This window comes from Thermohalobaculum xanthum, from assembly GCF_016623495.1.
In the GTDB taxonomy this organism is placed as follows: Bacteria; Pseudomonadota; Alphaproteobacteria; order Rhodobacterales; family Rhodobacteraceae; genus Thermohalobaculum; species Thermohalobaculum xanthum.
Map to the genome: position 1 here is coordinate 208,207 of NZ_JAEHHL010000002.1, position 26,546 is coordinate 234,752.

General features: G+C 64.6%; 17 protein-coding genes. 3 read left to right on the forward strand and 14 right to left on the reverse strand.

Going from position 1 to position 26,546, the window contains the following annotated elements; genetic code table 11:
- Position 1 precedes the first annotated feature (1 nt).
- Both H0I76_RS05945 and H0I76_RS05950 read right to left on the reverse strand, forming a co-directional pair.
- Positions 2 to 1,210, reverse strand: a complete 1,209-nt coding sequence (locus tag H0I76_RS05945) for an outer membrane beta-barrel protein (protein WP_200608265.1) — start codon at positions 1,208 to 1,210, stop codon at positions 2 to 4.
- A gap of 33 nt (positions 1,211 to 1,243) precedes the next feature.
- Complete coding sequence (locus tag H0I76_RS05950; protein ID WP_200608267.1) at positions 1,244 to 1,906, reverse strand: hypothetical protein; 663 nt, start codon at positions 1,904 to 1,906, stop codon at positions 1,244 to 1,246.
- Between the two features lie 233 nt (positions 1,907 to 2,139).
- On the opposite strand from H0I76_RS05950, the gene H0I76_RS05955 reads away from it, so the two are divergent.
- Together H0I76_RS05955 and H0I76_RS05960 are read left to right on the forward strand one after the other, a co-directional pair.
- Positions 2,140 to 3,012 carry an SH3 domain-containing protein gene (locus tag H0I76_RS05955; RefSeq protein ID WP_200608269.1) on the forward strand — a complete coding sequence of 291 codons (873 nt, stop codon included), beginning with the start codon at positions 2,140 to 2,142 and terminating at the stop codon, positions 3,010 to 3,012.
- A 4-nt stretch (positions 3,013 to 3,016) separates the two neighbouring features.
- Entirely contained in the window at positions 3,017 to 4,471 is a 1,455-nt protein-coding gene (locus H0I76_RS05960; RefSeq protein ID WP_200608271.1) for an O-antigen ligase family protein, read from the forward strand.
- Here H0I76_RS05960 and H0I76_RS05965 read toward each other — a convergent pair.
- The 8 genes from H0I76_RS05965 to H0I76_RS06000 all read right to left on the reverse strand — a co-directional run bounded on the left by H0I76_RS05965 (position 4,459) and on the right by H0I76_RS06000 (position 19,347).
- Entirely contained in the window at positions 4,459 to 6,711 is a 2,253-nt protein-coding gene (locus tag H0I76_RS05965) for a GumC family protein (protein WP_200608273.1), read from the reverse strand. The genes H0I76_RS05960 and H0I76_RS05965 overlap by 13 nt on opposite strands.
- 15 nt (positions 6,712 to 6,726) lie before the next feature.
- A complete protein-coding gene (locus H0I76_RS05970; RefSeq protein ID WP_200608275.1) occupies positions 6,727 to 7,008 on the reverse strand; it encodes a hypothetical protein in 282 nt (93 codons plus the stop codon).
- 182 nt (positions 7,009 to 7,190) lie between these two features.
- The gene (locus H0I76_RS05975; protein ID WP_200608277.1) at positions 7,191 to 7,661 is read right to left on the reverse strand and encodes a hypothetical protein; all 471 of its coding nucleotides are present in this window, start codon (positions 7,659 to 7,661) and stop codon (positions 7,191 to 7,193) included.
- 297 nt (positions 7,662 to 7,958) lie between these two features.
- Entirely contained in the window at positions 7,959 to 9,131 is a 1,173-nt protein-coding gene (locus tag H0I76_RS05980) for a glycosyltransferase (protein ID WP_200608279.1), read from the reverse strand.
- Positions 9,128 to 10,297: a glycosyltransferase family 4 protein gene (locus tag H0I76_RS05985; RefSeq protein WP_200608281.1), complete on the reverse strand. Its 1,170-nt coding sequence runs from the start codon at positions 10,295 to 10,297 to the stop codon at positions 9,128 to 9,130. The genes H0I76_RS05980 and H0I76_RS05985 overlap by 4 nt, the downstream gene beginning before the upstream one ends.
- On the reverse strand, positions 10,281 to 11,699 hold the full coding sequence (locus H0I76_RS05990) for an O-antigen ligase family protein (RefSeq protein WP_200608283.1): 1,419 nt from the start codon (positions 11,697 to 11,699) through the stop codon (positions 10,281 to 10,283). The genes H0I76_RS05985 and H0I76_RS05990 overlap by 17 nt, the downstream gene beginning before the upstream one ends.
- A gap of 264 nt (positions 11,700 to 11,963) precedes the next feature.
- Complete coding sequence (locus H0I76_RS05995) at positions 11,964 to 17,579, reverse strand: malectin domain-containing carbohydrate-binding protein (protein ID WP_200608286.1); 5,616 nt, start codon at positions 17,577 to 17,579, stop codon at positions 11,964 to 11,966.
- An 874-nt stretch (positions 17,580 to 18,453) separates the two neighbouring features.
- The gene (locus H0I76_RS06000; RefSeq protein ID WP_200608288.1) at positions 18,454 to 19,347 is read right to left on the reverse strand and encodes a glycosyltransferase; all 894 of its coding nucleotides are present in this window, start codon (positions 19,345 to 19,347) and stop codon (positions 18,454 to 18,456) included.
- A 296-nt stretch (positions 19,348 to 19,643) separates the two neighbouring features.
- On the opposite strand from H0I76_RS06000, the gene H0I76_RS06005 reads away from it, so the two are divergent.
- On the forward strand, positions 19,644 to 20,729 hold the full coding sequence (locus H0I76_RS06005; RefSeq protein ID WP_200608290.1) for a polysaccharide deacetylase family protein: 1,086 nt from the start codon (positions 19,644 to 19,646) through the stop codon (positions 20,727 to 20,729).
- On the opposite strand, the gene H0I76_RS06010 is transcribed toward H0I76_RS06005, so the two are convergent.
- From H0I76_RS06010 to H0I76_RS06025, 4 genes are all read right to left on the reverse strand, one after another.
- Positions 20,726 to 21,862 carry a glycosyltransferase family 4 protein gene (locus H0I76_RS06010; RefSeq protein ID WP_200608292.1) on the reverse strand — a complete coding sequence of 379 codons (1,137 nt, stop codon included), beginning with the start codon at positions 21,860 to 21,862 and terminating at the stop codon, positions 20,726 to 20,728. The genes H0I76_RS06005 and H0I76_RS06010 overlap by 4 nt on opposite strands.
- Before the next feature lie 57 nt (positions 21,863 to 21,919).
- Positions 21,920 to 23,737: an ABC transporter ATP-binding protein gene (locus H0I76_RS06015; RefSeq protein WP_200608294.1), complete on the reverse strand. Its 1,818-nt coding sequence runs from the start codon at positions 23,735 to 23,737 to the stop codon at positions 21,920 to 21,922.
- Between the two features lie 242 nt (positions 23,738 to 23,979).
- Positions 23,980 to 25,410 carry an exopolysaccharide biosynthesis polyprenyl glycosylphosphotransferase gene (locus H0I76_RS06020; protein WP_200608296.1) on the reverse strand — a complete coding sequence of 477 codons (1,431 nt, stop codon included), beginning with the start codon at positions 25,408 to 25,410 and terminating at the stop codon, positions 23,980 to 23,982.
- A gap of 151 nt (positions 25,411 to 25,561) precedes the next feature.
- Positions 25,562 to 26,482, reverse strand: coding sequence for a UTP--glucose-1-phosphate uridylyltransferase (locus H0I76_RS06025; RefSeq protein ID WP_200608299.1), 921 nt, complete (start codon positions 26,480 to 26,482; stop codon positions 25,562 to 25,564).
- Between the last annotated feature and the right edge of the window lie 64 nt (positions 26,483 to 26,546).

Genomic DNA, 26,546 nt, shown 5'->3' on the forward strand with positions numbered 1-26,546 from the left:
CTCAGTAGAAGAACCTCACAGAAAGCGACACCGTGTGATTTCCGTAATCGAGCCCCGCCTGGTTGGAATCGCGGTGCTCGAACTCGTAGTCGAGACCCAGGGCGGCATAGCGCCACACATCCCACTCTGCGCCCGCCCGCGCGAAGAAGATATCGTCGTTGCGCGGAATGCCCTCGAAGTCGCGGTCATAGTAGCCGAGGCCCGCGAAGACGCCGAGCGTGCGGAGCAGTTCATGCTCGACGCCGATCGATCCGCCGAAATCCACCTTGCCTGACGCATTGTTGACCGTCGTCTCCTCGACGACGCGCTCGACCGTCGCGAACAACGACGTCCGCTGCGTGATGTCCCAGCGCGCGCGCGCGTTCGCCGAGAACCCGGAGAAATCCTCGAAAGCCGGGTCATCGTAGTTGCGGTTCTCCCAGCCGAGACCGATCGACGCCTCGATAAGCCGCGTGAGGTCGACCTTCAGGCCGCCCAGCACCTGGAAGCCGTCCGAGTCTCGGTCGAAGCCGTTGTCGTCAGGTATCTCCTTGTAGTGAATGCCCTTGTATCCACCGCGAATGAAGGCCTCGTAGCCGCTCAACACCGCGTAACCGACCTCGACGCCGCCGCCATACTCGTACCGGTCTCGGTCGTTCTGGTTGCTGAACCCGCCGCCGACCAGCGGCACGCTCTCGAAGTCGAGATATTCTGCGAAGACGAATGGCTCGAAGCGGAAACGCCCGAAGTTCAGGTCAGCCGAGAGATTGGTCTCCCAGTCCTGGTACTTCACGGGCTCGAGCGCGTTACCCGGCACATCGTCTTCACCGCGATCCTCGTGAAGGCGGGCATATCCGGCGCGCATGATCAGGCGATGATCGCGCGTCACGTCGATCACGCCATCGAGCCGCGTGCCATAGTCCGTATAATTGTCGTCACCGTCTGCGGAGTAGAACCCGAATGCGCCAAAGGAGGTCAGGCGCAGCGCATGACGGTTGAAGTCGGATTCGATCACCAGCGCGGGCGCAATCTCGGTGATGAACGTATCCACCTCGTTCGTATCGAGAAGAAGATAGTTCGACTCGAAGCTCTCGCTGACCTTCACCTCGGGCTTGAACACGAAGCTTCCGGCGCGGACGCCCTCTCGCCGATCTCGGTCGTCTCGACCTTCCGAGAACGCTGTACCAGGGACGATGCAGAGGATGAGGAACAGGGCTGCGTAATTCTTCATTTCTTCACATTGTCGCTGCTTGACGCTTTCTACTCAGTTCGGGCTTGCGTTGTTCTGCTCCTCGTCGGGAAGTTCGAACTCGACAGCCGGTGACAGATCGTCACCTGCATCGACAACGTCGTCAATCGGAGTTTTCGTAAAGTCGTCGAATGTGTCGTCCGGATCATCGGTTGCCATGGCAATTTCAACCGCCAGGTTCGGATCGAAATCGAGCATCAACTCCTGCAGCGCCGCGTGGATCTTGATCGCCATGATGCGGATGAACTCGGGGTCGCGCCCCGAGGCTTCGATGCCGTCGATCGCCGCGGCACCAATGAGACCCGCCATCTCGCGGCGGTCAGGCGCGCCGATCGCGCGATAGGCCGATGCAGCGATGACATCGGCTTCCTCAGGAAAGCCCTCGGCCGCCGAAAAGACGAGTTTACGCAACATGTCCGGGCGCGTGGAGGGCTCGACGGCGCTTCCGACGACATCAGGCGCAGTCGCGACACCCATGTCACCCGCGCGTCGCATGATCGTGCCCGCAAACCGCGGGCTCTTGAGGACGAGATCCGCGACGCCACGCGCATCGGAAGCGTCGAGAAGCGACGATGCGACGCCCTTTGGTAAAGTCTGGTCGATGGCGGCAGGCACCGTGCCTGGCGTAACCAGCCAGGGCAAAGTTGCGACAACAGCGAAAACAACGAACCGATTCATCCTCATTCTCCGATACGCAGCCCGTTAAGCGGGAAAATTTACCGTTTAATCTACCCTAAGGCGATCCAACATGCGATGCTTCAATTACGAGTCGCCGGCTTTCTTTGTCATAGGTGTGACCCGAATCCGCAAATGCCGCGGTTGCACCGGCGAGATTGGCGCGGCATGCGGAGGGGACCGGCGTAAACTGTTACAAAATGGAACATCTTTTTCGCGAGTGAAGGAGAGACCGCGTGCGTAACCTTTCCATCGCCATTCTTGCAATTTCGGCGCTTGGCTTAGTGGGGTGGTGGCTGACTTTCGACAGCGACGAGGCAAGGGCAAGGCTGGTCGAGGATGCAGCCCGCAAATCGTCCACTGTTGCGCTGACCGCAATGCTCACTGACCACAAGGTGTTCGCCTTTTCCGGCATCGTCGTCGGAAAGGCCGCGGCGCCCAAGACGCGCGACTTCCGCGCCATGGTTCAAAGCAACGGTGCGCTTAGACCGGCGTTCGGCGAGGCGGAATATACCTGTTACGAGCTCGCGGGCCGCCCCGAGTGCTGGCGCCTTACGGCCCTCGAGGTCGATGGCGTGAAGCTTCCCCTGGGCCCCGCCGGAAAAGTTATCGCGACCGCCGAAGCGCCCGCCGAGGCCAGTGCCCCCGCCGAGACTGCCGAGGCGACCGCTGCCACGGCCTCGACCGACGACATGGCGTCAGAACCCGGGGACGAGCCGGTTCGCACTGCTTCGGCCGACGCGGCCACGGCCTCAGATGCCCTGCCGCCCGAGCCGCCGAAGCGACCGCTGGAAGAGGCGGCCGACGACACTTCCGCGCACGACACCTTGCTTGCCGCCATCCAGTCCACGAACGACGCACCTGTCGTGGGCCCCGTGACGGAGCAGGACCCGACGCATGTCGTGAGCGTAAGCCTCGCGAACGCGCGCTCGGGACCGAGCACCGATAACGCGATCAAGTTCACGCTCAAGCGGAACGTGCCGCTGCACATGATCGAGAATGACGGGCGCTGGGGCCATTTCAGGGTCCTCGAGGGCGATGAAGCGGGAGAAACGGTCTGGATGGCCTTCTCGACGATCACCGCCATTTCGGACGCGGACGGGAACTGACGTCATGGTTTCCCAGGAGCTCGACGCCGACGCCGTGCAACTCACGGAGTCCGCCCCGAAACACCGCTCGGCCGCGATCCAGGGGATCGTGTTCTGGCTCACCCTGGCAATCATCTGCGTTACGGCCTTCGCACTGGCGGGTAATCGGCCGACCGCCTGGATCGCGCTCTCGCTCGCGGTGCTCTCGCTCTTTGCGGTGCAGCTGGTCTACGACCTCGCCGCGCCACCGGACCGAACCGACCGGGCATTCCTCGTCACCATTCTCGTGGCGTGGTCGCTGGTCGTCGCATGGGCGATCGTCCAGTGCCTGCCGGCGCTCATCCCCGGCTGGAGCCATCCGGCGTGGGAGGCGGCAATGGTGTCGCCCGGACGCATCTCGGTCGACCCCGTCGCCACGGCCCAGGGGGCTCTGCGGCTGATCACATACGCATGCATCTTCTGGATCGGGTATCGCGCCGGCGCTCGGCGCGGACGGGCGCGCGCCTTCGTCACGATGATCGCCGTTTGGGTCCTGCTTACAGCGCTTTACGGTCTCGCCGCGCTCTGGGCGGGCGTCAATCCGATCACGGGCCCATCCGCCTATCCCGGCGTGGTGACATCCAGCTTCATCAGCCGCAATGCCTATGCGCTCTACGCCGGTCTCGGCATGCTCGCGGCAACGGCCGGCGTCGGCCTCATCGTCAGGCGCGAGCTGAGCCACCTGCCCCCCAACATGTCGGCCGCGCCGATCCGCGTGGCCGATGTCGTGATCTCGCATGGCTGGTTTCTCGTGCTGGCCGGCATCGTCCTGGCGGTGACGGTGGTGATGACCGAATCCCGCGGCGGCACCTTCGCCGCCGCCGTTGGCATGTGCGTGATGATCGCCCTCATCACCTACGAGCGCGGCTCCGTCGGCAAGATGCTCGCCTGGTCGGTCGGCTTGCCTGCCGTGCTTCTGCTGATCGGCCTCTGGGTCACCTCGCACGTCTCATCGGCGGGCGCCGAGGGGCTGGCGGGGCGTATCGCCCTAGAGGACCCGTCGCAGGATGCCCGCTGGGGGATCTACGGGCTGCTCATCGAGGGGATCGCGTCGCGCCCGCTCCTCGGCCATGGCCTTGGCGCTTTCCAGGACGGCTTCCGGCAGTTCCTGACCGCCGATTTCGGCGCTTCGGAATGGGACCGGGCCCACAACACCTTCCTGCAATCGGCGTTCGAACTGGGATTGCCCGCGGCGGCGCTGATGTTCTTCGCGCTCGGCGTCATCGCGGTGCGATTGCTTCACGGCGTGTGGCATCGCTCGCGCGGGCGGGCGATCCCCGCCTTCGCGCTCGCGACCCTGGCGGCCGCAGGGGTGCATTCCCTGATCGACTTCGGGCCAGAGATGCCGGCAACCGCCGCGCTGATCGCGATGATCCTCGGGGTCGGCACGGCACAGTGCCATCGCCCGAAGAAGGTCACGCGCCGTGCTCAGTTCACGTAGTAGTCGTCGTTGCCGTAATACGCGAAGGCCGACTGCATCGACGATGCATGCCGCGAGGCGCGGTCGCGATTGACGAAGGTCAGAACTGCACCGGCTACCCGGATCCCCAGGCTCCTGAGCAGGCGGATGCCCTGCGTGGCAGCCTCGCGCCGCGTCGAGTCCCAGGCGATCACGTAGATCGAGAGATCGGCATACTTGCCGACGACGCAGGCATCCGAAACCAGCAGCACCGGCGGCACGTCGAGCACGACGAAATCAAAGCGGCCGCGCAGTTCCTCGATCAGGTTGGCGAAACGCTGCGAGGAAAGGATATCCGCCGCCTGCGGCGACCGCTGCATCACCGGCACGAGGTGGACGTCGTTCTCCTTGTCGTAGACGATCGCGTCGTCGAGGCTCGTACGGTCCTGCAGCACCGAGATCAGATCGGCATCGCGATGCTCGAGACCGAAGGCGGTCTGCATCATGGGCCGCCGGATGTCGCAGTCGACGATCACCGAGGACTTGCGCATCTGCGCGCTGGCACGCGCCAGCAGCATCGACGTGATCGACTTGCCCTCGCCCGAAAGCGACGATGTGACCATCACCACCTTCGGAGGCGCATCGACATTTGCGAGGAAAAGCGCCGTACGCAGGTTCCGGATGCTCTCGGACAGGGCCGAGTTCGGCTTCTGCAGCGCGTAGTTGAGGATCTGCCGGTGACGGTGCCTGCGCCCCAGGCTCGGGATATAGGCAAGCACCGAGGCGCCCGTCGCGGCCTCGACCTCCTCGGGAAGCCGGAAGGTTCGGTTCAGCATCTCGACCAGGAAGATCAGCGCAAGCCCGCCGAGCAACCCGCCCGCACCTGCGACCGCAAGTACCAGCTTGCTCTGCGGCGATGAAGGCACCGAGGGGGGCTCGGCGCTCGCGATGATGCGCGCGTCGGGCTGCAGCAGGCCGTCCTGCTCGGACGTTTCGCGGAAGCGGTTGAGGAAGTTCTCGTAGATCAGCCTGTCGGCCGCCGCCTCGCGTTCGAGCTGACGCAACTCGACCGAGCTGCGCGCCAGGTTGAGCGAACGGCCCTCCAGCGCCTCGAGGCTGTCGACCAGCGCGGCTTCGCGCGCTTCGGCAACCGCGACGTCGTTGCGCAGGCCCTCGACGATCTTGCGAACCTCGGCAACGACGGCAGACGACACGTCGCTGATCTCGGCCTCGAGGTTGATCATCGTCGGATGTCGGTTGCCATAGCGGTTCGAGAGCTCGGCGCGGCGGCGCTGGAGCTCGGCGCGCTGCTGGCGCAGGGTCAGGATCAGCGGCGAGGACAGGACATTCGCGGCCGCGTTTATGCCCCCCTCCTGGATCCGGCGATCGACCTGTGCATAGCGCGCACGTGCCTCGGCGACCGCGCCACGCGCCGTGATCAGCTGTGAATTGAGCTCGGCAAGCTGCTGCGTGGTGATGTCGACGCCCTGCTCGTTGCTGACGGTCTGTTGTTCCTTGAAGGCCTCGATGGCCGCCTCGGACGCCTCGACGCGCTCTCGCAACTCGCTCACGCGCTCGTTGAGCCACGAGGTGGCGCGCTGCGTCGCCTCGAACTTCGCTTCGAGCTGGTCCACGAGATACTGGTCCGCCACGGTGTTGGCGATCAGCGCGGCCTTGCGCGGATCTTCGGACTCCATCCCGATCAGGATGACGACCGACAGCCCGCGTTGCCGGACATCGACCGCCCTCTGAAGCGCGCGAACCACCGACAAGCGCTCACGCTCGGCCTGTTCGGCCGGGTTCGCGAGGGCGTCGACCTCCTCGAACCCGAGCGCGAGCCGCAACTTCTCGGGCAGCGATGCCTTGACGCTATCGATCCACTCGCTGAGGAACGGCGTCGGTCGCAGGGACGAGTTGAACTCGGGGTCGCGATCGAGACGCAGCTTCTCGACGACCCGTGACATCAACTGGGCCGAGGTGATGACCGCGATCTCGCCATCGACAAACTTCGAATCCGCGGGGATGCCGGTGACCACCGTCTCGATATCGACGACGTTGGTCTGGCGCGTGTTCAGCATCACTTCCGCCGTCGCGGTGTAGAGGCGCGGAACCTTTTGCAGGACGACCGCCGCGAGGCCCACGCAGAACAGGACCGGGATGATGAGCATCCACTTGCGAACCCACAGCAGACGCAGCGCACTTCGCAGGTCGAAGAACTCGTTCGTCTCTTCCGCACCCGGCTGCTGCGTCGGCGTCGTCGGAAACTCGTGCCGCGTCGTCATCGCATTCCCCTCGCCTCAACGCACCCGAAGGCGGACACGCTCATCTACGCCAAACACATGGTGGCAGTTGAGATCACGCCAGACGCTGGCCAGGTCCTGAAGGTCCTGCGTCGCCCATTGGTCCGAGATGATCCCGGAGATCCGCTCAGAGACCACCTTGCAGTAATACGCGACCGCCCTCGACGCTTCCTCGGCATCGGCCTGGGTCACCTCGGGTGCCCGCTCGGCAGCCATCGCCGGCGTCACCGCGAAGAACGACACTGCGAGCAAAGCGCCGCCAAGGCGCGATCCGATCATTCTCATCCTTCCACCCCCCAGTAATCTCTATGATCCGGCACGACCGCCGCAATCGCCGCCCCCGGTTCGCCCGACTCGCGCGACGCGCCGGATACGACAGCGTCGTTCCGCGCGCGCGACCGGCGAAGCCGCCATAAATACCCGCAAAAAAGGATCTTTTTTAGTCAAACCGAAGGCACGTCTCATTTCTCCTGCTCCTTCGGATAGTCGATCTCGTAGATCAGCCGCCAGACGGTCCAGAGCCTCGGGTTGCGCTGCATCTCGTCGATAAAGGCCGCACGATGCGTCACACGCGCCATCCGTGCTTCTTCGACGATCCGCACACGCTCGCCGGCATCGGCCTCGGGCCACCAGTTCAACGAGAGCAGCAGCCGCATGAACGAGAGGTTCCCGGACTCCGGCGCCCACCGCCAGGACATCTCGAGAGCGTCCCATGCGCCCGCCTTGTTGCCGGCGGCGTACTCGGCCCACGCAAGCGTCACCCAGGCGTAGGCATTGGCTGGTCCAAAAGCCAGGCTGCGGCGCGCGGCATCTGCTGCGCCAAGCGCGTAGCCCACGCGCGCCTCTCCCGTCGACGACAGCGCCGAGGCCGTGAGCCGTCGCGCGGTGTTGAGGTATCCGCCCTTCGGATCGATCCACCCGGAATACGTCACCCGCGCGACCGGTCCGGCGTCCTGAACAACTTGCGTGGGGCGTGCGGGAGAAGGCTCGCCGGAGCTGATGCCCAAGCTGCCGACACACACCAACGCAGCTAGCGCCAAGCAAACACTTGGAGCATGAAAGCACAGAACGAACAGTCGTGGCTCCACCGATTTACCCGTTTTAGGCGAAAGAACATTGCCAGCACCACATATGCGAGCGTCCACGAAAATGGCGCGAAGGGCAAGGATTTCTCGCAGGAACCGGAAGACGCGGCTTAAGCCGAGGCGATCGCGTCACCCGCCGAGGCGTCAGCGGCGGCCCGCCTCGCGGCAGGCGCGCTCGATGACCTCGATGTAATGCGCGGCGATGCTGTCGACGCGGAAATCTTCCATGCGCCGGGCCGCCGCCGCGCCGATGTCGGCCGCGTCCTCGCGCATGACGAGTTGCTCGAGCGCACTCCGCATCGCGTCGGCATCATCCACCGGAACGAGGAGACCGCGCCCGGTCCTGACGACCCCCGCCCCTTGACGCGCATGCGCGCCGAGAAGCTCGGACGGGCCCGACGGGCAATCGGTCGCGACCACGCGGCATCCCAGCACCATCGCCTCGGCCAGGGCGTTGGGGAACCCCTCGACATTCGAGGACAAGACGAAACCCGCGGACCGGGCGAAGATCGGGTACGGGTTGCGCGCGAAACCCGGAAGATGCACGCGACCGGAAACCCCAAGGCTTGCGGCAAGCGCGTGCAAGGCATCGCGCTCCTCCCCCTCGCCCAGAATGGCGAGGTCGCAGTCCAGCTGCGCCGCGGCGAAGGCCCGTATCAGCATTGGAAAGTTCTTCGCCGCGGTGAGCCTGCCGACCGCAAGCAGGTAGGGCCGGCCGCCGGGCGGCCGCCATTCAGGCTCGGCCTGCGCGCGCTGCCGGATTCCATCGATGTCATAGGGGTTTGGGATCACCGCGACCCGATCCGCATGGACGCCGTAGTTGTCCACAAGGTCCGCGCGCACACCATCGGCGACCGCGATCACGCAATCGGCGCGGGGATAGAGGAGCCGCACCATCCGGCGCAGGACCTGGGCCCGCGCGCCCGAGCCCAGGTGGTGGGTCGTGTGCACGCGCTCGGACACGACGCAGGGAAAGCCCTGGGACCGGGCCGCGATGATGCTCGCGCAATTGGCCCGGGTCAGGAAGCTGACCGTGAGGGACGGCTTGAGCCGCCTCAGGCAGCGCCAAAGCCTGAGCACGCTGGTCAGCATCCCCTCGCCGCAATCGAGGTTCGTGCGCGGGATTGCCTCGGGGGTCTCGTATTTCTCGTCCACCCGGTCGAGGAGAACGAGGTGCAGCTTCACCCCGTTCAGCGCCGCCGGTCCGCCCCCGTCGGCCTGCCACTCGGCGATGCGATGCAGCAGCACCGAGAGCACGCGCTCGGCACCTCCCCCGACCAGCGAGTTGATGATGACGGCGACACGCTTTTCGGTCATGCGCGCGGTCTCGGGCCGGATCCATCACGGATCGCGAGTTCCATGATCACGTCGCGGGTGCGGCTGGCGACCTCGTTCCAATCGTATTGCCGGACCAGATCGTTCGACTTTGGCCGGAACACCTCGTAGCCCAAATGCGAATCACGCTGGGCCAGCTTCCCGGCAAGCTCGTCCACGGCTCCCATGCGAAAGTAACATTCCGGCGGCAGACCCAGATCGAGGTTGGGCCCGATATCGCTGAGCAGCATCGGCGCGCCCGCGACCAGGGCCTCGAGCGCCGAAATCGGAAGCCCCTCATGTGCCGAAGGCAGAACGAAAAGGCCGCAGGCTCGATACAGCGCCCCGAGATCCTCGAGACTGCGCCTGCCTGCAAAGATCACACGCTCGGATGCCTTCGCGGTCAGATCGCGCGTGAACCGATCCTCGTGGTCGGCGCCGCCGGCAATCAGCAGCGGCGGCGCGTCCGGCACCTTGGCATGTGCCGCGATCAGGTCCTGAAACCGCTTGCCGCGATCGAGCCGCCCCACGGCCAAGATGTATCCGCCGGGTGTGAGCCCGAATTCCGCGAGGATCTCGGCGACGGGCCGGGTTGGCTCGGGCAGCGACGCCCCGTTGGGAATGTGCAGGATCGCCTTGCTCCGCGACGGGAAGCGTGCCGCCAGCGCGCGCGCCGAACTCGCGCTCACCGTGATGATCCGGTTGGCCGACAGAGCCGAGAGCGCCTCGCCCGTCCGCAGCGCGAACTTGGCGACCGCGTTCCATTTCTCCCGCTTGTAGTCCTGACCGTGATGGGTCGCGAGAACCCGCATCCCCAGCATCCGCGCGAGCGGCGTCAGCAGGCCCGAGCCGACGGCGTGGATGTGAATGACATCGGCATGCTCGCGAAACCGCGCGTGGAAGATCGAGGCCGCGGTATGAAGCAGCGTCTCCAGATACTTGTTGCGCACCGCCCAGAGCGGCTGGACCACGACGCCGCGCCATTCGCGCCGCCCGTCCTCGACATAGCCCCTGCGTCCGAGGACGACGATCTCCAGCGCATCGCCCATCGACGCGATCCGCGGATAGAGCTGCTCGCTGTGCGTCTCGACGCCGCCCATCACGCCCGGCAGCCCGCGCAAGCCCGTGACGCACAGCTTGACGCGCTTTCCCTCAGCCGCGTCCGCCATCGCGCGAGCCTCCCAGGTCGAGGATCATGGTCGCATGTGGCCCCGCCCCGGACGGTGGCTGCCGCCTGGCCGTCGCCTTGGGGCCTGCTCTGCCCGAAGCCGCACGGCCGCCGAAATGCATCAGCGAGCCATTCAGGATCGCGAGGCAGATCAGGCCCTCGATCTGCCAGATCGGCATCGTCGCGAGGTTCATGATCGTGAACCCGACATAGGCGGCGAAGACCACGAGCCGCGCCAGCCCGTCACGGATCGCCAGGCTCGCGGCAATGTTCGTGCCCCAGTAGAACAGGAACGCGGCCATCCCGAGATACCCGAATTCGTAGAGGAACGAGACGAAGGTGTTGTGCGCATAAAGGCGAAAGACGCCGCGCCAACTCTCGGGGCCGAAACCAATGGCCTGGTTGCCGAAGTCCGCGTTTCTGAAGGCCGTGAGGTACTGGCTCCAGATATAGAGGCGCCCCGACATGAGGTCGCGGTCGGCAGTTGTCAGCATGTTGGGCGAGCGCGAGAAGCTCCCCAGGTCGATCGCGATCAGATCCGTGAAACGCGATGCAAGGTCGCTCGACCCGATGACGACAGCGCCCACGACCGTGGCAACAAGAAAGGCAAGCGTCATCGAGAAGGCGCGCTGTCTGGCCACGAAGGCTCCGGAGTAACGCACGAGGATGATCGCCAGCAGGATCGGAAGGACGCCAAGCATGGTGGTGCGATAGTTCGCGAACAGGACGCCCAAGATGCAGGCCGCAACCAGGCCCCAGAACACCACCACGCGGCGCGACTGCCAGAAGGCGAGGCACAGCATCATGGCCAGCAGGATCATCGAGAAGCCGCTCTCGTGGCCGTATGAGCCGATGAAGTTGATCTCCTGCGGATCGAGCTCTCCGACCGCATCATCGACCGAACCGGCGAAGCTCTGCGCATCGCGGCCGAGCGCGATCGAGGCCGCCTGGAGTCCCAGCGGGAGCGTGAATACGAGAAGAACCGAGCCGAAGACGCGCCGCGGGCCAAGCTGGTTCAGCGCGTGCAAGAGGGAAAGCTGGATGACGGCAAGGTAGACGAATTTCGTCAGCACGGTGACCGTGCCTCCAACCTTCCCGTTGGCGACCCCCGAGAGAAGAACGGCGGCGAGAAAGAGATAAAGCGGAAGCAGCGCGCGGAGCTGCAGCAGCCGCTTGTCGATCACCAGAAGACCGAGCGCGCAGACCGCAAGGCTCGAGAGCGCGATCGGCGTCACGCCGCCGGGCAGAGGGGTGCCCACAAGATTGGGAAAAGCGGTGAGGAGATACCTTAACCCCAAGGCGCCAACGACGAAGGCGAGATGCCTGTCTCCCGCTCGTCGAATTGCAGTCGTGAGCACAACCAAATAGGCAAGGCACATCGAGGCGACGACCGCGGACCACATCCTCGCGCCTCACCCACCCTGCGAGATGGCCAAGGCGCCCAACTTCGGAAAGCGAGAATTCACGTCACAAGTCTCCGTAGTCCACGCACACACACAGCATACTTCAACGCGCCGCGGCCCCAAGCCTCCTATTCACCGAGGCAGCCACATTCATGGCGGCGCTGCCGGGTTGTCACGCTATGGCAGGCCCCGCTCGAGCGGGATCTGCCCAGTTCGTGCGGTAACGGGCGGGAGCGAACCCTCTACCGGAGCTCCGTTCCGGCCTTACACTACCAGATCATCCAGAGCGTAGATCGAGATTCCACTTATGATCGCGTTGTTGGCCGAAGCCGTGAAATCGATGTTCAGCGTGCCGTCGGACACGGTGACGGTGTTCGACAGCGTGAGCGCCTCGAACGAGCTTGCCGTCAACGCAAAGACGTCGATGTCATCGAAATCACCTGTCACCGAGCCCTCGAGCGCAACATCGAAGATCCGCTCGCCGCTGGAGGTAAACCACGGCTCCATCAGCTCCAGAGTGACGATGTACTCACCAGCGGTCGGCAGGTCGATCGCGTAGGAGAAGTCAGCTCCGAAGCGATAGGTCTGGTAGAGCACATCATCGACCGTGTTCGAGATCGCGTTCCCCGACCGATTGCGAAGCTCGCCGGCGGTTGCACCCGGATCGGCCGCGTAATTGATGCCGGTCGAAGCCAAGAACGCGCCTCCACCCACATTGTACGCGGCAACCAGGGTCGGCGAGCCGGTGGGCGAATCGGTGATGGTGATCGAGGTGTCGAGTGTGGCGATTCCACCGTTCTGGTCGTCCGCCGTGATCGTGACGGGTACAGCCGTATCCGCACCGACCGAGAGGTCCGCGCCCGGTGCAACCACCACGTTGGTGCCGTTGACAGCAAAGCGCGGATCCGAAATCGAGAAGACTAGGTTGTCGCCATCGGGGTCGAAGGCCGACAGGCTGCCGACCACGGTTCCCGCCGGCGCCGACTCGCTGACCGTCGAACCGGTTAGGGCAACGTTCTCGGGATCGTCGTTCACCGGCGCGACGTTGACCGAAACAGTGGTTGAGTAGTCCGTCCCGTCCTTGGTCGCGGTGTAGATGAACGAATCCGTGCCGAAGAAGTCGGCATCGGGCGTGTAGCGGATCTGCCCCGATTCGATCGACACGCTGCCGTTCAACGCGGAGCCGACGCTCTTGAGCGTTGCGGCAGGATCGTCGTTCGCGAGGACGTCGATCAGGACGTTCTCGTCCTCGTTGGTCGACGCAACATCCGGCGTAAGGATATTGCCGCCGTCGTTGATCCGGTAGATCGCCACGGCCTGCGCGATGGCGTTGTTGAAACCGGCCTCCGAGAGGAAATCCAGATCCAGCACGCCGTCCGAGACCGTCACGGTGTACTCGACGGTGTAGAGGTTGAGCGCCCCTGCAGTCGCAAAGACATCAATGTTGTTGAACGCGGTGGGCACGACGCCCTCGAACGCGACATCAAACTGGCGCTGACCGCTCGACGTGGCCCAAGGCTCGGCAAACATGAGCTGGACCAGATAGTCGCCAGCATCGAGCACGAAGTCATAGCTAAAGCCCGTCCCTCCGGCCTGCCCATCCGCGAAGCGGTAGGTCTCGAGAAGGAAGTCGTCCTCGGTTCCCGCGAAGGACAGCTCCGGCTTGTACCGCGTCGCCGTCGGCCCAGAAGCGACCGGACCCGGATCGGCTTCGAAGAAAGTGCCGTCCTGCGCCGTGTAGCTTCCGCCACCGAAATTCACGGCCTTGACCAGCACGAGGTCCGGGTCGGGCGGCGGCGGAGGCGGCGGCGGAGGCGGGTCATCCGAGATCGAATAAACTTCTATCGAGCTGAGAATCGCGTTGTTCGCGATGGGCGTGAAGTCGAGATCGAGCACCCCGTCAGAGACCGTCACGACCTGTGTCAGCTTGATCGGGCCCACCGTCCCACCGCCGACCGCGTAGAGATCTATGTTGTCGAAGCTGCCTGCGGCGACACCCTCGAGCGCGACGTCGAATACCCGCTGCCCCGTGCCCGTGGCCCAAGGCTCGATAAAGCCAAGCTCGACGATGTAGACGCCATCCTCGGGCACCGCGATGTCGTAGGAGAAGCTGCCGAACCCATACTGCTGGTAGAGCGGGTCGTCCTGCGTGCCCGGAACAGAAACGTCCGTCCGGTTGCGATAGGAGATCAGCCCGCCCGACACACCTGGATCAGCCGAGTAGAAGATGTTGGTGTCGACAGCGGCATATCCTCCGCCGCCCACATTGATGGCGGTGATCAGGGCACCTTTCTCGACCTCGCCGGTCACGGTGATTCGCACGGTCGCAGTGTCGAAACCGCCGTTGCCGTCCGACACTTCGTAGGTAAAGGTGTCGATCGTCTGCTCGCCAGGTGCGAGGCCTGAGAACTGGCCATTGGTATTGTAGGAATAGGACCCGTTCGCGTTGAGCGTGAGAAGCGCGCCCGAGGGCAGCGTCACCGTCTGCCCGACCGACGAGGCGGCGCCGTTCACCTTCGAAACCGTGAGACCGTCGCCGTCCGGATCGCTGTCGTTGGAAAGGACGTTCCCGGTGGCGATCTCGCTCGTGAAGATCGCGTCATTGTCATTCGCGGCAATTGGCGCCTCGTTGTCGCCGCCGCTGCCGACAGTCACCGTGATCCCGGCCCCCACGCGGCCGGCGATATTGTTCGAGCCGTCGACGACAGCCGCCATCAGCCGGTAGACGCCGTCATTGGGATCGTTCGGATCGGGATCGATCAGCGAGAGATTGAGCGAGCCGAAGCCCGAGCTGTTGAGCGTCACGTACTGGATGCTCAGCCCCTCGATCGAGTTGAAATCGAGCGCGCTCGGCAGAAGCCCGACACCGCTGGCGTCGTCCGGCAGAGTGTCGCCCTGGCCGATCAGGACCGCCACCCGCGCATTCGGCTCGCCTTGCAGCTGAAGCACCTGCGAGGCATCGGCGACGAAGCCGCGCTGGCCGTTTGAGAGCGTGCCAAGCGTCATAGTCACCGGCGCCGCCAAAGCATCGTTCACGATCGCCTTGGACGAACTCAACCCCGTGCCGAACAGCTCGCCGGTGGCCGAGGTGCCGTCTGCGAACACCGCGGTGACCATCGTTCCAGTGAGTTCGAGGCCCGAGATCGCGCCCTGCGGGCTGCCCGAACCGAAGCCCGAGGCGCTGCGCGGGTCGACGTCAATGCTGAAGGTGAAGGTCTCGCCGGGATTGAAGTCCGGAAGATTGATGATCAGCGTCTGGTAGCCGCCTGCCGGCAGCGGGTTGATGGCGAACCCGCTGGCGTCCACCACGCCGGTGCCGCCCGCGCTGTCGACTGTGAAGGCCTTCGGCGTGCCAGCGTCACCCGTCCCATCGGTGTCCCAGAAGATATCGTCGACGAAGGCGTCGTCGATCGTCAGTACCAGCTGCGTGATGTCCTGCGTGCCCGTATTCGTCACGGTGAACGACCCGCTGGTGAAGGTCGAGTCGGCCGCGACGTTGACGGTGACCTCGCCCGTCGCGGCGGGCTTCGATTGGCCCTCCAGCGTGACGCTGCCCCAGTTCGCCTCGAACGGCTCATCGTTCCCCGACGTCGACAGCAGCGTCCATGCCGGCGCGCTGAGCTTGCCGCCCACGCGATACTCGCCCTGGATGGCGTCGAGAAGGTCGCCATAGAGCTGCACCGGGTCGAAGCTCCCGGTGACGAGACCGTCGAGCGTCTGCGCCTCGTAGCGGGCGACGACGATGCCCGAGGTCGCGTCGACCTCGAAGATCAGGTCGGTCAGGAAGGTCGAGATATCGACGTTCGCAAGCGACGCGTTGGTTTGCCGCACGCGCAGCGCCTCGACGCCGTCAGCCTCGTAGACAAGTTCGATGTAGCCGTCGCCGATCATGAGCGACAGGAAGTCGTCCTGGTTGCCCGCGCTGAGCGCGGCGCCAACCTTCTGATCGGGCCCGCGATCCGCCAGCGGGATGCTGCGGAACGGGTTCCAGGTCTCGACGGTCAGCGTGAACATTTCCGACTGCGGCAGGAAGCCCGACTGGAAGCCGTGATACTGGTTGTTCACGCCTCCCTCGGCGCTTCCGTCCGGCGTCGCGCCGATCAGGATCGTGTTCGCGGTGCCGCCCAGGACGACATCGTCACCACCCAGGATCTCGGGATCAAACCGGTCGAGGCTCAGCGTCTCGGGCAGGTCGTCCCCGTTGGTCATGAAGCCGGTGATGCCGACGCGGAAACCCTGCTGCTGCCCGGGCAACTCGGACTCCGGCGTCGTCGACTCAAAGTCCCAGAACAAGGTCTGCCCTGCCGCCAGCGTCGTGCTCTGACCATTCGTCGCATCGTAAGCAAACGCATCGATCACGTCGGCAATGCCATCGCCGTCACGATCGGTGGGGTCCTCATTCCCGACCGACCCGTCGCCAGGTTCGAGAATCCGGATAGATCCGGTCCCGGTCAGGCCCGAGACAAAAATCAGCCCGTGGAAAGGCTCGTCCGGACGCGGGGCCATGACGTCGATCGGTCCGCCGACCCCAAGCGAATATTCCTCGACCTTGAAGCCGCTATCGGCGACACCATCGCCGTCGTTATCAACCAGCTGGATGCGGATCATGCTCTGCGTGCCGTAGCGCACGGCCAGAATGTCCCCGACGAGGTCTCCGTCGAACGCGCCGGCGAAGGTGTACTCCGCGATGCCGTTGGTCGATTTCGACGAAAGCGCGATCGCGCCGTCCTGCGTGCCTTCCTTGAGGAAATAGGCCTCCTGGATATCCAGCATGAACTGCGGGATCAGGCTGTCGAAATCCGATGGCAGTTGCGCCAGAGGGGTACCGCTCCCATCCTGCTCGTAGAGCCCCGCGAGCGAGCCGCTCGCCCGGAACGGGTTGGGATGCCCGAAATACGCGCCCTCGACGATCAGGTGCAGCTGGTCCTGGTTGCTGGTCGGCGTGTCGCCCTGCTCGGGCAGGTTGGTCGCGATGACGTTGCCGTTCGAGTCGGTCGTCGTGACGACCGTGCCGCCCCAGCTGGGGTTGCCGCCGTTGTCGAATGTGAACAGCGAGCCGTTCTCGGTCTGCAGAATCTCGACGGCGTTGCGCAGACCTGTCGCATAGAAGCTCACGGGGCCATCGGGGTCGAACTTGGCCTGGTTGAGGCCACCATTGCCGCCGAAGAGCTCGATGCTCGCGTCGACGCCTTCGTTCACACCCGACCGGGTCGGGTCATCAAGGGTCGGCAGGTTGTAGTAATAGTCCATGCCATAGGCATCGGTCTTGATGCTCATCTCGAATATGGCGGCCAGATCGATCTTCAGGATGGCGCCTGAATATAGGTATTCGGGCAGGTACTCGAGCGGCGCCGCCGGCGCGCCAGCATTCGTGTTGCCGCCGGTGCTGACCAGCAGATAGGGATTGCCCTCGTCGTCGATTAGGTACTCGACGTCGTTGAGCAGGTGATCGTGTTGCGATCGCGGCAACCCGCGGACGAGGTCGACCTTCTCCCAGGTTCCCGACGCGTCCATCGACAGCATCGACAGGATGCCCGAGTTCGAGTCGGCGAAGGTATCGATCCGGGGGTCGTTCGAGGTCACGTAGATCACCGGGTCCTGGGCGGTCCCGGCGATGTCGAAGCCCATGACGAAGCGACCTTCGAGCGAGATCGGCGTCCCGTCGTCATTGTGGTTCTGGATCGATCCCAGCAGGTCGATCTCGTGAACCACTGTGGCAACGTAATTGCCATCATTGTCCTGCTCGATGTCGAAGGCATAGATCACGCCCATGAGGCTCGATGCGTAAAGCAGGCCGTCGGGACCAAACTCCATGTGGGTGATGTTGCTGATGTCCTCGCCGTCAGCCCGCACGAGAGTTTTTTCGACGAAATCCGCCATCATGACCTCCAACCGTCAGAGCTTTTTACGCCTGCCCGCAGTGACCACCGCGTCGGCGAAACCGTGACCCGTCGCCGACGACGCGAGGCGCCAGCGCGGCGCTCGCTTTCCACTCGGCAGCGAGAATCGAGGGGCGCGCAGGCTGCGCTCGCAACCCGCGCGGGGGCTGTGCGCAGGCGCGCCCGGCGGCGACATGGCCGGGAAGACGCGCACAGCTCGCGCAAATCCCCCTCCACGCGCGAAACGATGTCGCGCGGTGGCGGTAGATATCTGGATTCATAGATGTATCTCTGGCGCCGCGCGAAACTCCCGAAGGAACTCGCAAACGGCTCGACGAAATTTCGTCTGCGGATCCGCCCTTCGGGAGTACACGCACCAGTTCCCGAGTCTTGGCCGGACCAACATGAGCAAACTGCAACCATTGGCTGCGCTTTCTAAGCGAACTTGACAGACTCATACGGCTGTCCCCGCGTGCGAGATTGCACCTATAGGGATGACCGACCACACTCGCGTTCAACTTAAGGGAGAATGCCTCAGCAGCGCTCGCGCCGCAACTGCCCGCATGAAAAAATCTGCCGACGATGCGCGCTCTGTGGCTGCGGAACACCGGGCAAATCTAAGCCGATGCCACATTTTCGGGCGGAACGGTGCGGCGTTTTTTCGCCCTGGAAAAATTGGACCTCATGATCTCGCCCGCATCTGCGATCGAACGGGCACTTCGGCGGCTCAAGGGCCTACGGCGGGCAGACTGATTCGACCCTGTCCGAGCAGCCGCGCGTTAGATGCTGCGCCTCGCCTGCCGGCCTCCACGGCGGTAACGGCCGGTCATGGAAACGGACGTTCTGCGCCCGATCGCCCTGCGCGGCCGGACACGTCAGGACCGGCGGGCTGCCCCGCCCAAAAGCCTTCGCGAGTACTCGAAGAGCGTTAGACCATAGAGCGAGACAAGGAGCCCGATCACCTCGATCTTCTCGACCGGCGACTCGCCATGCGAGCGAAGGACGCGCAAGCTGCGCGCAGCTGTCGATCTGGTCGCATGCACCGGGAGCGTAAGGAACTTGATCGGGTTCTTGCTCCGGTCCCACACGCCACTCTTCACGCGAAGATGCTTTCGGACGACCTCGCGCATCGTCCCGCGCGTGGGATGCTTGACCTCGGCCTCGTCGAGATAGACGAGCCTGTGACCCTGCGCGGTGATGCGACGCGTCAGATCGGAGTCTCCGCCCGACATCAGTGACGCGTCGAATCCGTCCACCGCCTCGATCAGCGCTTTTGCACAGAACAGGTTCGCGGTAGCCGCCACGCCCCATTTCTCGATGAACGTCTTCTGATTGAAGGCGAACAGCTTCTCGTAGTTTATGCAGGCGCGCGAAGATGCCGCGTCGGTGGCGAACAGCGTGATCTTCCCCCCGACCACACCGATGCCCGGCTCGGCCTGAAGCCGTGCCAATCCGGCCTCCAGCCAACCCGCCGCGGGAATGCAATCGGAATCCGTGAACGCGATGAAGGTCCCGCGCGCATGCTTGAGGCCCGTATTCCGAGCCGAATAAGAGCCCTTCTTCGGCTCGGTCAGCACGCGCACCCAGTCGAAAGACCGGGCGACCTCGGGGGTGTCGTCGGTCGACGCGTTGTCGACGACGATGACCTCGAACTTCTCCCTGCCAAGGGTCTGCGTACCGAGCGCTTCGAGACAGAGCCGAAGCCGCTCCGGGTCGTTCCAGACGGGGACAATGACGGAGATCGGCACGCCCGCATCGTCCTGCGACATGATACACTTCCCTCGCCAACGCCACGCCCGAAACAAACCTATGGCGTAGCGCAAAAAACTATCGCCGATCCTCGCTCTACCAGCAACCCAAGACTCCGACCGAACACCCGCAAGCGGCACGGAACTGGTTGTGGATGATGGGGAATCGCGGCCGGAAACCGCTTGGCACCACGGATTTCCCGACCGTAGGATCAACCGTGGGCATCGACCCGACATGGCTTTCACGACCGGCGATGCCGCATCGCCAAACACCGCGCATCCGACCACAGGCGGCCGCACGGCCGACGAACCGAAGCATGACCCTTGACCTCAGACCTCCCGCCGCGGCCGTGGCACGCGCGGCCCTCAGGCGGCTCGTGATAGCCGGCGGCCTCGAGGTCTCGGCCCTCGCATCGCGTACCGGCCTGGCCCCGCAGACGGCGGGGCTCGGGCTCGTCTTCATGCTTCATCACGTAAGGCGGCACCGGCCCCAATCATTCGACCCCAACGCGCTGCTCTCGATCACGCCGTCATTCCTCGATGCGGCGCTTGCCCGGCTCAAGGCCCTTGGCCTTCGGCCGGTCGATCTCGCCGAGATCCCGGCCGCGGTGACGAACAACGATCCGGGCGATCCGGTCTTCGCGGTGACGCTCGACGACGGATATCGCAACAACCTCGAGGAAGCGCTTCCGGTTTTCGAGAAGCACGGTGTCCCCTTCACAGTCTTCGTGACCAGCGGCTTCGTCGAGCGCCGGTTCACGCTCTGGTGGGAAACCGCCGAGCGGCTCCTGCGCGCAGCGCCCGAGGTGTCGATCGATTTCGGGGATGGCGCCCAGCGCTTCCGGACGGCGACGCACGCGCAGAAATCCGCCCTCTTCGATGCGCTTTTCCCGGTGATGACCGGTCCATCGCAACTCGCAGCGATCGAGGGCTTGAATGCCGCAGCGCGAGGCGCCGGCATCGATCCGCTCGTCATCACGGACCAACTGATCATGACCGAGGCCGAACTGCGACGCCTTTCCGCGCATCCCCTCGCGCGGCTCGAGCCGCATACCGTCAGCCATGTCGCTCTCGCTCAGGTCGGTGCCAAGCAGCTGCGCGACGAGATCGCGGAGTCTTGCGGGCGGCTTCGTGAGTGGACAGGGCGAGAGCCGTGCGCCTTCGCCTATCCCTACGGCTTTCTCAGCACAGCTGGCGCGCGCGAGTTCGACGCCACGCGCGACGCGGGGCTCGCGCTGGCAGTCACAACGCGGCCCGCCATGCTTGGTCCGCGTCACGCGGCAACACCTCACAACTTGCCAAGGGTTGCGCTCAACGGCCACTTCCAGAAGCCCCGCTTCGTCGACGCCCTCGCCTCCGGCCTCCCGTTTCGCGTCTCCGGACTGATCAGGAAAGGCGGTTAGGCGACGGCATCGCGGGCGGCTGGCCCGGCGCAAATCGCATCATAGATCGCCCTGACCCGCGCCGCATGCGCGGCGGGCGAGACATCGGCCCGAAGGCCCTCACGTTTCTCTTGCGGCAGCCTGAACGCATCGCGCGACTGCATCACCCGCACGGCGACATCGGCGAACTCGGACGGGAGCGCCAGCTTCGGGACAGCAGCGCCTCCGCCCCAGCGGCGCACGATCTCGCCCTGACCCGCGTCGTCCGTGACGACATAGGGGATCCCGCAAAGCGCCGCTTCGACAGGGGTCCTGCCGAATGGCTCGTCGATCGCCGGGGCAAGCAGCAGGTCGATGAGCGCGAGATTGCCCTCGATCGGCGAGCGGAACCCCGCGACCCGAACCTTGTCCCCGATGCCAAGCGCACGCGCCTGCGCCTCGAGCTGCTCGCGGCTGAATTCCCTGTCCCGGCCGAACATGACGAAGACGGCATTGGGCATGCGCGCCGCGATCTCCTGCGCCGCGTCGATGAAGAAGTCCGGCCGCTTCCGGTCTGCCAGGTTGCCCAGGAACCCGAACACGGCTGCGTCCCCGGGCAGACCGAACTCGGTGTGCAACTGGCGCCGATCCGTCGCCGCAAGGACGTCAGTCTCGACCTTGATCGGGTTGGTAATGACGGTTACCTCGCGATCGGGCAGGAAGCCGAGGTTGCCGCGGCAGACATCCGAGATCGTGATCGTATGATCCATCGTTCTCAGCAGGCTGCGCTTTACCGCATTCATTCTTGGTAGCGCGCGATGGTGATAGACGCTCCGCAACCCAAGGAGCCGCGCCGCCGGCTGCCATGCAAATGCAGCCTCGAGGTCATTGTAGTGCACGACTGCCGGCGTCCCGCTCTGAAGGGCAGCGAGCCGCCTGCGCCGGTGAAGGACACCTCCCACGTAGCGCACGACATCGCGCCGGCGGATGGGACCCTCACCCGAGGGAAAGAACGGCAGCCCGCGCCGTCTGACCTCGTCCGCAACCTGCGTCGTCTCGCCGGCCACGATCGTCGCGGAAACGTCGCCCTGTGCCAGCAAGCCCTCGATCAGGGTCATGGCCGATACATGGCTGCCGCCAAGGCCATCTCCGGTGAAGGGGAAGATCACGTGCATGTCAGCCGACGCGGTTGCCGCGGTAGGCAGGAAGGACGGCGTGAGCACGCGCGCGGATCATGCTGTGAGCTCGCCACACATCTTTCGGAACGACTCGTTTTGCGACAGCAACTCGTCGAACGAACCCTCGGCGCTCAGCTGTCCCCTGTTGATCAGGAATATCTTCTCGCATTCGCGGACCGTGCTCAGCCGATGCGCGATCAGGATGATTGTCTTGCTGCTGGTGAGATTGTGCACGGCTTCCATCACCGCGCGCTCGGTGATGTTGTCAAGCGCCGACGTCGCCTCGTCCAGAACGATCATTTCGGGGTCGTGATAAAGCGCCCGCGCGATACCGATGCGCTGGCGCTGCCCGCCCGACAGCCGGATGCCGTTCTCGCCGATCTGGGTGTCGTAGCCGCCCGGCAATTCCTTGAGCACGAAGTCATGAAGCCGCGCCACGCGCGCCGCGCGCTCGACCGCGCCCCGGTCGATCCGTCCTGCCGGGACCCCAAAAGCAATGTTTCCGGCGACCGTATCATCGGTGAGGAAGATGTGCTGTGGCACATAACCGATGCATTTCTGCCAGGCCTGCAGCGCGTCAGCATCAACCTCGGCACCATCGACCAGCAATTGGCCGGAATCGGGCTTCAGCAGCCCGAGAATGATGTCAACGAGGGTTGTCTTTCCCGACCCCGTGCTGCCGACGAAGGCGACCGTGGTGTTGGCACGGATCGATAGCGTAAGATCCCGGATCGCGTCCCGGTCGGAACCCGGATAGCGGAAGGTGACGCGCCGCAGTTCAATCCCGTCATCGATGCGCATTGGTGGGACGTCGGCTCCGGAGGAGTTCCGCTGCGGCAGAACCGCCACTCCGGGCAGCGAACGAAGGCTGTGATAGATCGCGTCGAGCGCCGCATGCGCCGCACGCATCTTGCTCACGCCGCGATAGATGTGCTGCGTGATCGGGAACAGGCGGATGCCCGCGAACGCATAGAGGCCGATGATCGGCAGCACGTTCCCCAGGTCGCCATTGCTCTCTGCCAGCTTTAGGAGAACGACCAGAAGAATGCCGCCAAGCAGCACCGCCTCGAGGACGTGACGGGGCAGTTCGCCAATCAGTTCGCGCGCGGCGCGGTTGCGCGCAAGCCGCTTTGCGGGCGCTCGAAAGCGGTCGAGAAACTCACCCTCCATGCCGTGCAGCTTGACGTGCTTGATGCCGCCGAAGGTTTCGCTCACGACGTGAAACCGGTCGCGATTGGCAAGCACGGCTTCGGTCCCGAGCCGTGCGAGCCGGCCCCGCGAAAAGAGATAGATGAGCCCGTAGAATCCACCGATGACCCCCGCTACCGACAGGGCCATCAGCGGATCCGCGACAAGCAGCACCAATGTCATCGCGATCGCGATTACGACGTAACTGATGGTCCGCACGGCGGGAAGGATCGCGTTATTCACGACCTCGTCCACCTCAGAGAGGATATTCTTCCCCAGATGCGCGCTGTGATGCGTCAGGAACCAGACATAGTTTTGACACAGATAGTACCGCAGTAGGCGATAGCTCAGCGTGTAGCTGCGCATCTGGCCAAAACGCGTCACCGCGTAGAGCGTCGCCATCTTCACGGCCATGCCGACGAGGATGATGCAGAAGACGCCGGCCCCCAGCGCCATCAGGAAGCTGTTGGAATTCTGGAACCCGCCCGCCTCGTAGAGCCCGGACAGGATCTCGTTGCGCCCGATCACGCCCGGGTCGGAAAGGACCTTGAGGAAGGGGAAGACCGAGGCAACCCCGCCAGCCTCGAACAGTCCCATGATCAGCACCATGCAGATCACGAGCGCGAATCGGCGCTTCTCGCGCGGTCCGAGCAACGACAGGATCTTACGATAGACGCGGATCATCACACCCTCGCACGCGCTTCCGCTCCACCTTGCCGGGGCCGGCTGCACTCCCCGGCCCGCATTTCGCCGCCCTGCGGTTCGCGCTCGCGGCACGCATCGCTCGTCGACTCCTCCGGTCGGACACGGCACATCTAGAATGAGAACGATTTGGGCGGCTTACAACTGGAATCACAACCGTTGAGGCAGATCTCGCCGCCAAATCGCCCCGTGCGGCGCAAACGCCGCACGGGGATGCTGCAAAATTACGCCCCGGTCCGCGCGATGACCGCCCGGAAGGTCTTCAGAAGGATGACCAGGTCCAGCCAGACAGACCAGTTGCGCACATACCAAGCGTCCAGCCGGATGCGCTCGTCGTGGCTGGTGTGCGCCCGTCCCGAAACCTGCCACAGCCCGGTGATGCCCGGCTTGAAGCTGCAGTAATAGGCGGCATCGGCGCTCTTAAGATACGCGTGGTCGGCCTCGTAGCCGGGCACCTCGGGGGCGACAATCGGCCGGGGCCCGACCAGGCTCATGTCGCCCTTGAGCACGTTGATGAGCTGAGGCAACTCGTCGAGCGACGTCGTGCGCAGCATGTGCCCCAGCCGGGTGATGCGGGGGTCGTCGGACAGCTTCTGGTACATCGCCCATTCCTTGGCGGCCGCCGGATCGGTGGCCAGCACATGCTCGAGCCGTCGCTCCGCGTCCCGCAGCATCGTGCGGAACTTCAGGCACGAGAAGCGCTTCCCGCGATACCCCACGCGGGTCTGCCGGAACAGCACGGGTCCACCCTCGAGCAGCAGGAGGATCGAGATGCCGACCAGCAACGGAGAAAGAAGTGCAAGCAGCAGAACCGATGAGAGCAGATCGATCGATCGTTTGAACATGCGCTCGAAGGGCCGCCCATCGGACGAGGCGACTTCTGCGAGAACGATATCGGCGCCGATCACGCCATGCGTCCGCAGCCCGCGGCGCGCAATGCCATGGTAGTTTAGAACCACCGAGAACGGGTGGCCCATCATGTTCAGCGTGTCGACCAGGTGCTGCGCGTCGGCGCTTTCAGCGACATCCGGCGCGAGGACCAACTCGACACGGCTGGCATGGATCCGGTTCACAGCGCCGACCCAGCGAATGCGCGCGCGGATCTCGTCGGGCCCCAGGCGGGAAAGCCAGGTGACGGGCGCGCAGTCGAGCACACTGACCGCGCCCGAGCGGCTCTCGCGCGCGTCATTGACGAAGTCGGCTTCACGCACGCCTTGCCCGATCAGCAACACATGCGACGCCATCGCCTGTTCGACCGACTTTACCGAACGCAAGACCATGCGCGAGCCGATGATCATCATCGCCGCGAGCGGCCAGGCAAAGGCGAACCAGAGCCGCGAGCTGTGATCTTTCTGCAGGTACTGCAGGCTCGCGTCGAATAGGGCGATCAATGCCACGGCGAGGACGATCCGGCGCACTTCCTCGAGTTCCCAGCCGCCCCGACCGTACAGCCCGCCAAATGCGAAGACCCCGACCAGCAACAGGCTCAGCGTGCACAGATGCGGCGCGCGGTCGACCATGAAGCCTATCGCGTCGAAGGCTTCGGTCCCCAGCTCCAAGCTAACGACCTGCGTCAGGACCGCGGCCAGAGCGAATGAAATCGTCAGCGCAACCAAGTCGGCAAGTATCATCATCGAAACCACGGTGCGGCGCATTGAATAAATGTCCGCATGCGGCGAGCCGATGGCGCTCTCCACCCTTCCGTGGTGAGTGGACTGCCCGTAATGAATGTCCCAGCTCGACATAACCCAACCTTTGTTCACAACTCGACGCCGTCAGGGCGGCATGTACAAATCCGGCGTCGGATCATTCCGCCGCCAGCACCGCGCCCTCGGGCGCATGAAGTTCTCGACGCAGGAATGCCTTTAGGCGGTCACGCAGCTCGGGTCGCTGAAGGGCGAAGGCGACGGACGCTTCGATGAAGCCTGCCTTCGAGCCGCAATCGAACCGCCGACCCTCGAACCGGAAGCCGAAGACCGGCTCTCCCGCGGCAGCGGCGGCCGCGATGGCGTCCGTCAACTGGATCTCGCCGCCCGCGCCCGGCCGGACCTGGTCCAGCTGGTCGAAGACGGCGGGCGCGAGGATATAGCGCCCGATCACTGCGAGATCCGAGGGCGCGTCGGCTGCGGCGGGCTTCTCGACAAGGCCGCGGACCGCGACGAGCGGTTCGGCATCGCCGCCGGAAATACCGCGCATCGGGTCTATGACGCCGTAGGACGAGACCTCGGCGCGCGGCAACCGCATCGTCGCCACCATCGTGCCTCCGCACTTGGCATGTGCCTCGACCATCTGCTGCAGGCAGGGCGTCTGCGACGAGATCACGTCGTCGGGAAGCAGGACCGCCACCGGCTCGTCGCCGCACAGCTCCCGCGCGCACCAGACCGCGTGGCCTAGGCCAAGCGGGTCGACCTGGCGGACGGTCGCCAGCTTGCCCGGCGCGAGCACCGTGGACATGACGTCCTCGAGGCAACCGACACTACCCTTGGCCTCGAGCGCGGCCTCCAGCGCGGCGGCGCGGTCGAAATAATGCTCAAGCGACGCCTTTCCCGGCGCGGTCACCAAGATGATCTGCTCGATCCCCGCCGCGCGTGCTTCATCGACCGCGTACTGAATAAGCGGACGGTCGACCAGCGGCAGCATTTCCTTCGGAACCGATTTTGTGACCGGCAGGAATCGCGTCCCCATACCCGCCACTGGAAATATTGCTCTCTTTATTCGATTACTCATGCCTCAGTCCTTCAACGCGAAGACAAGTCAAACGACATCCCTCGAGCACGCCACACATTGTTAT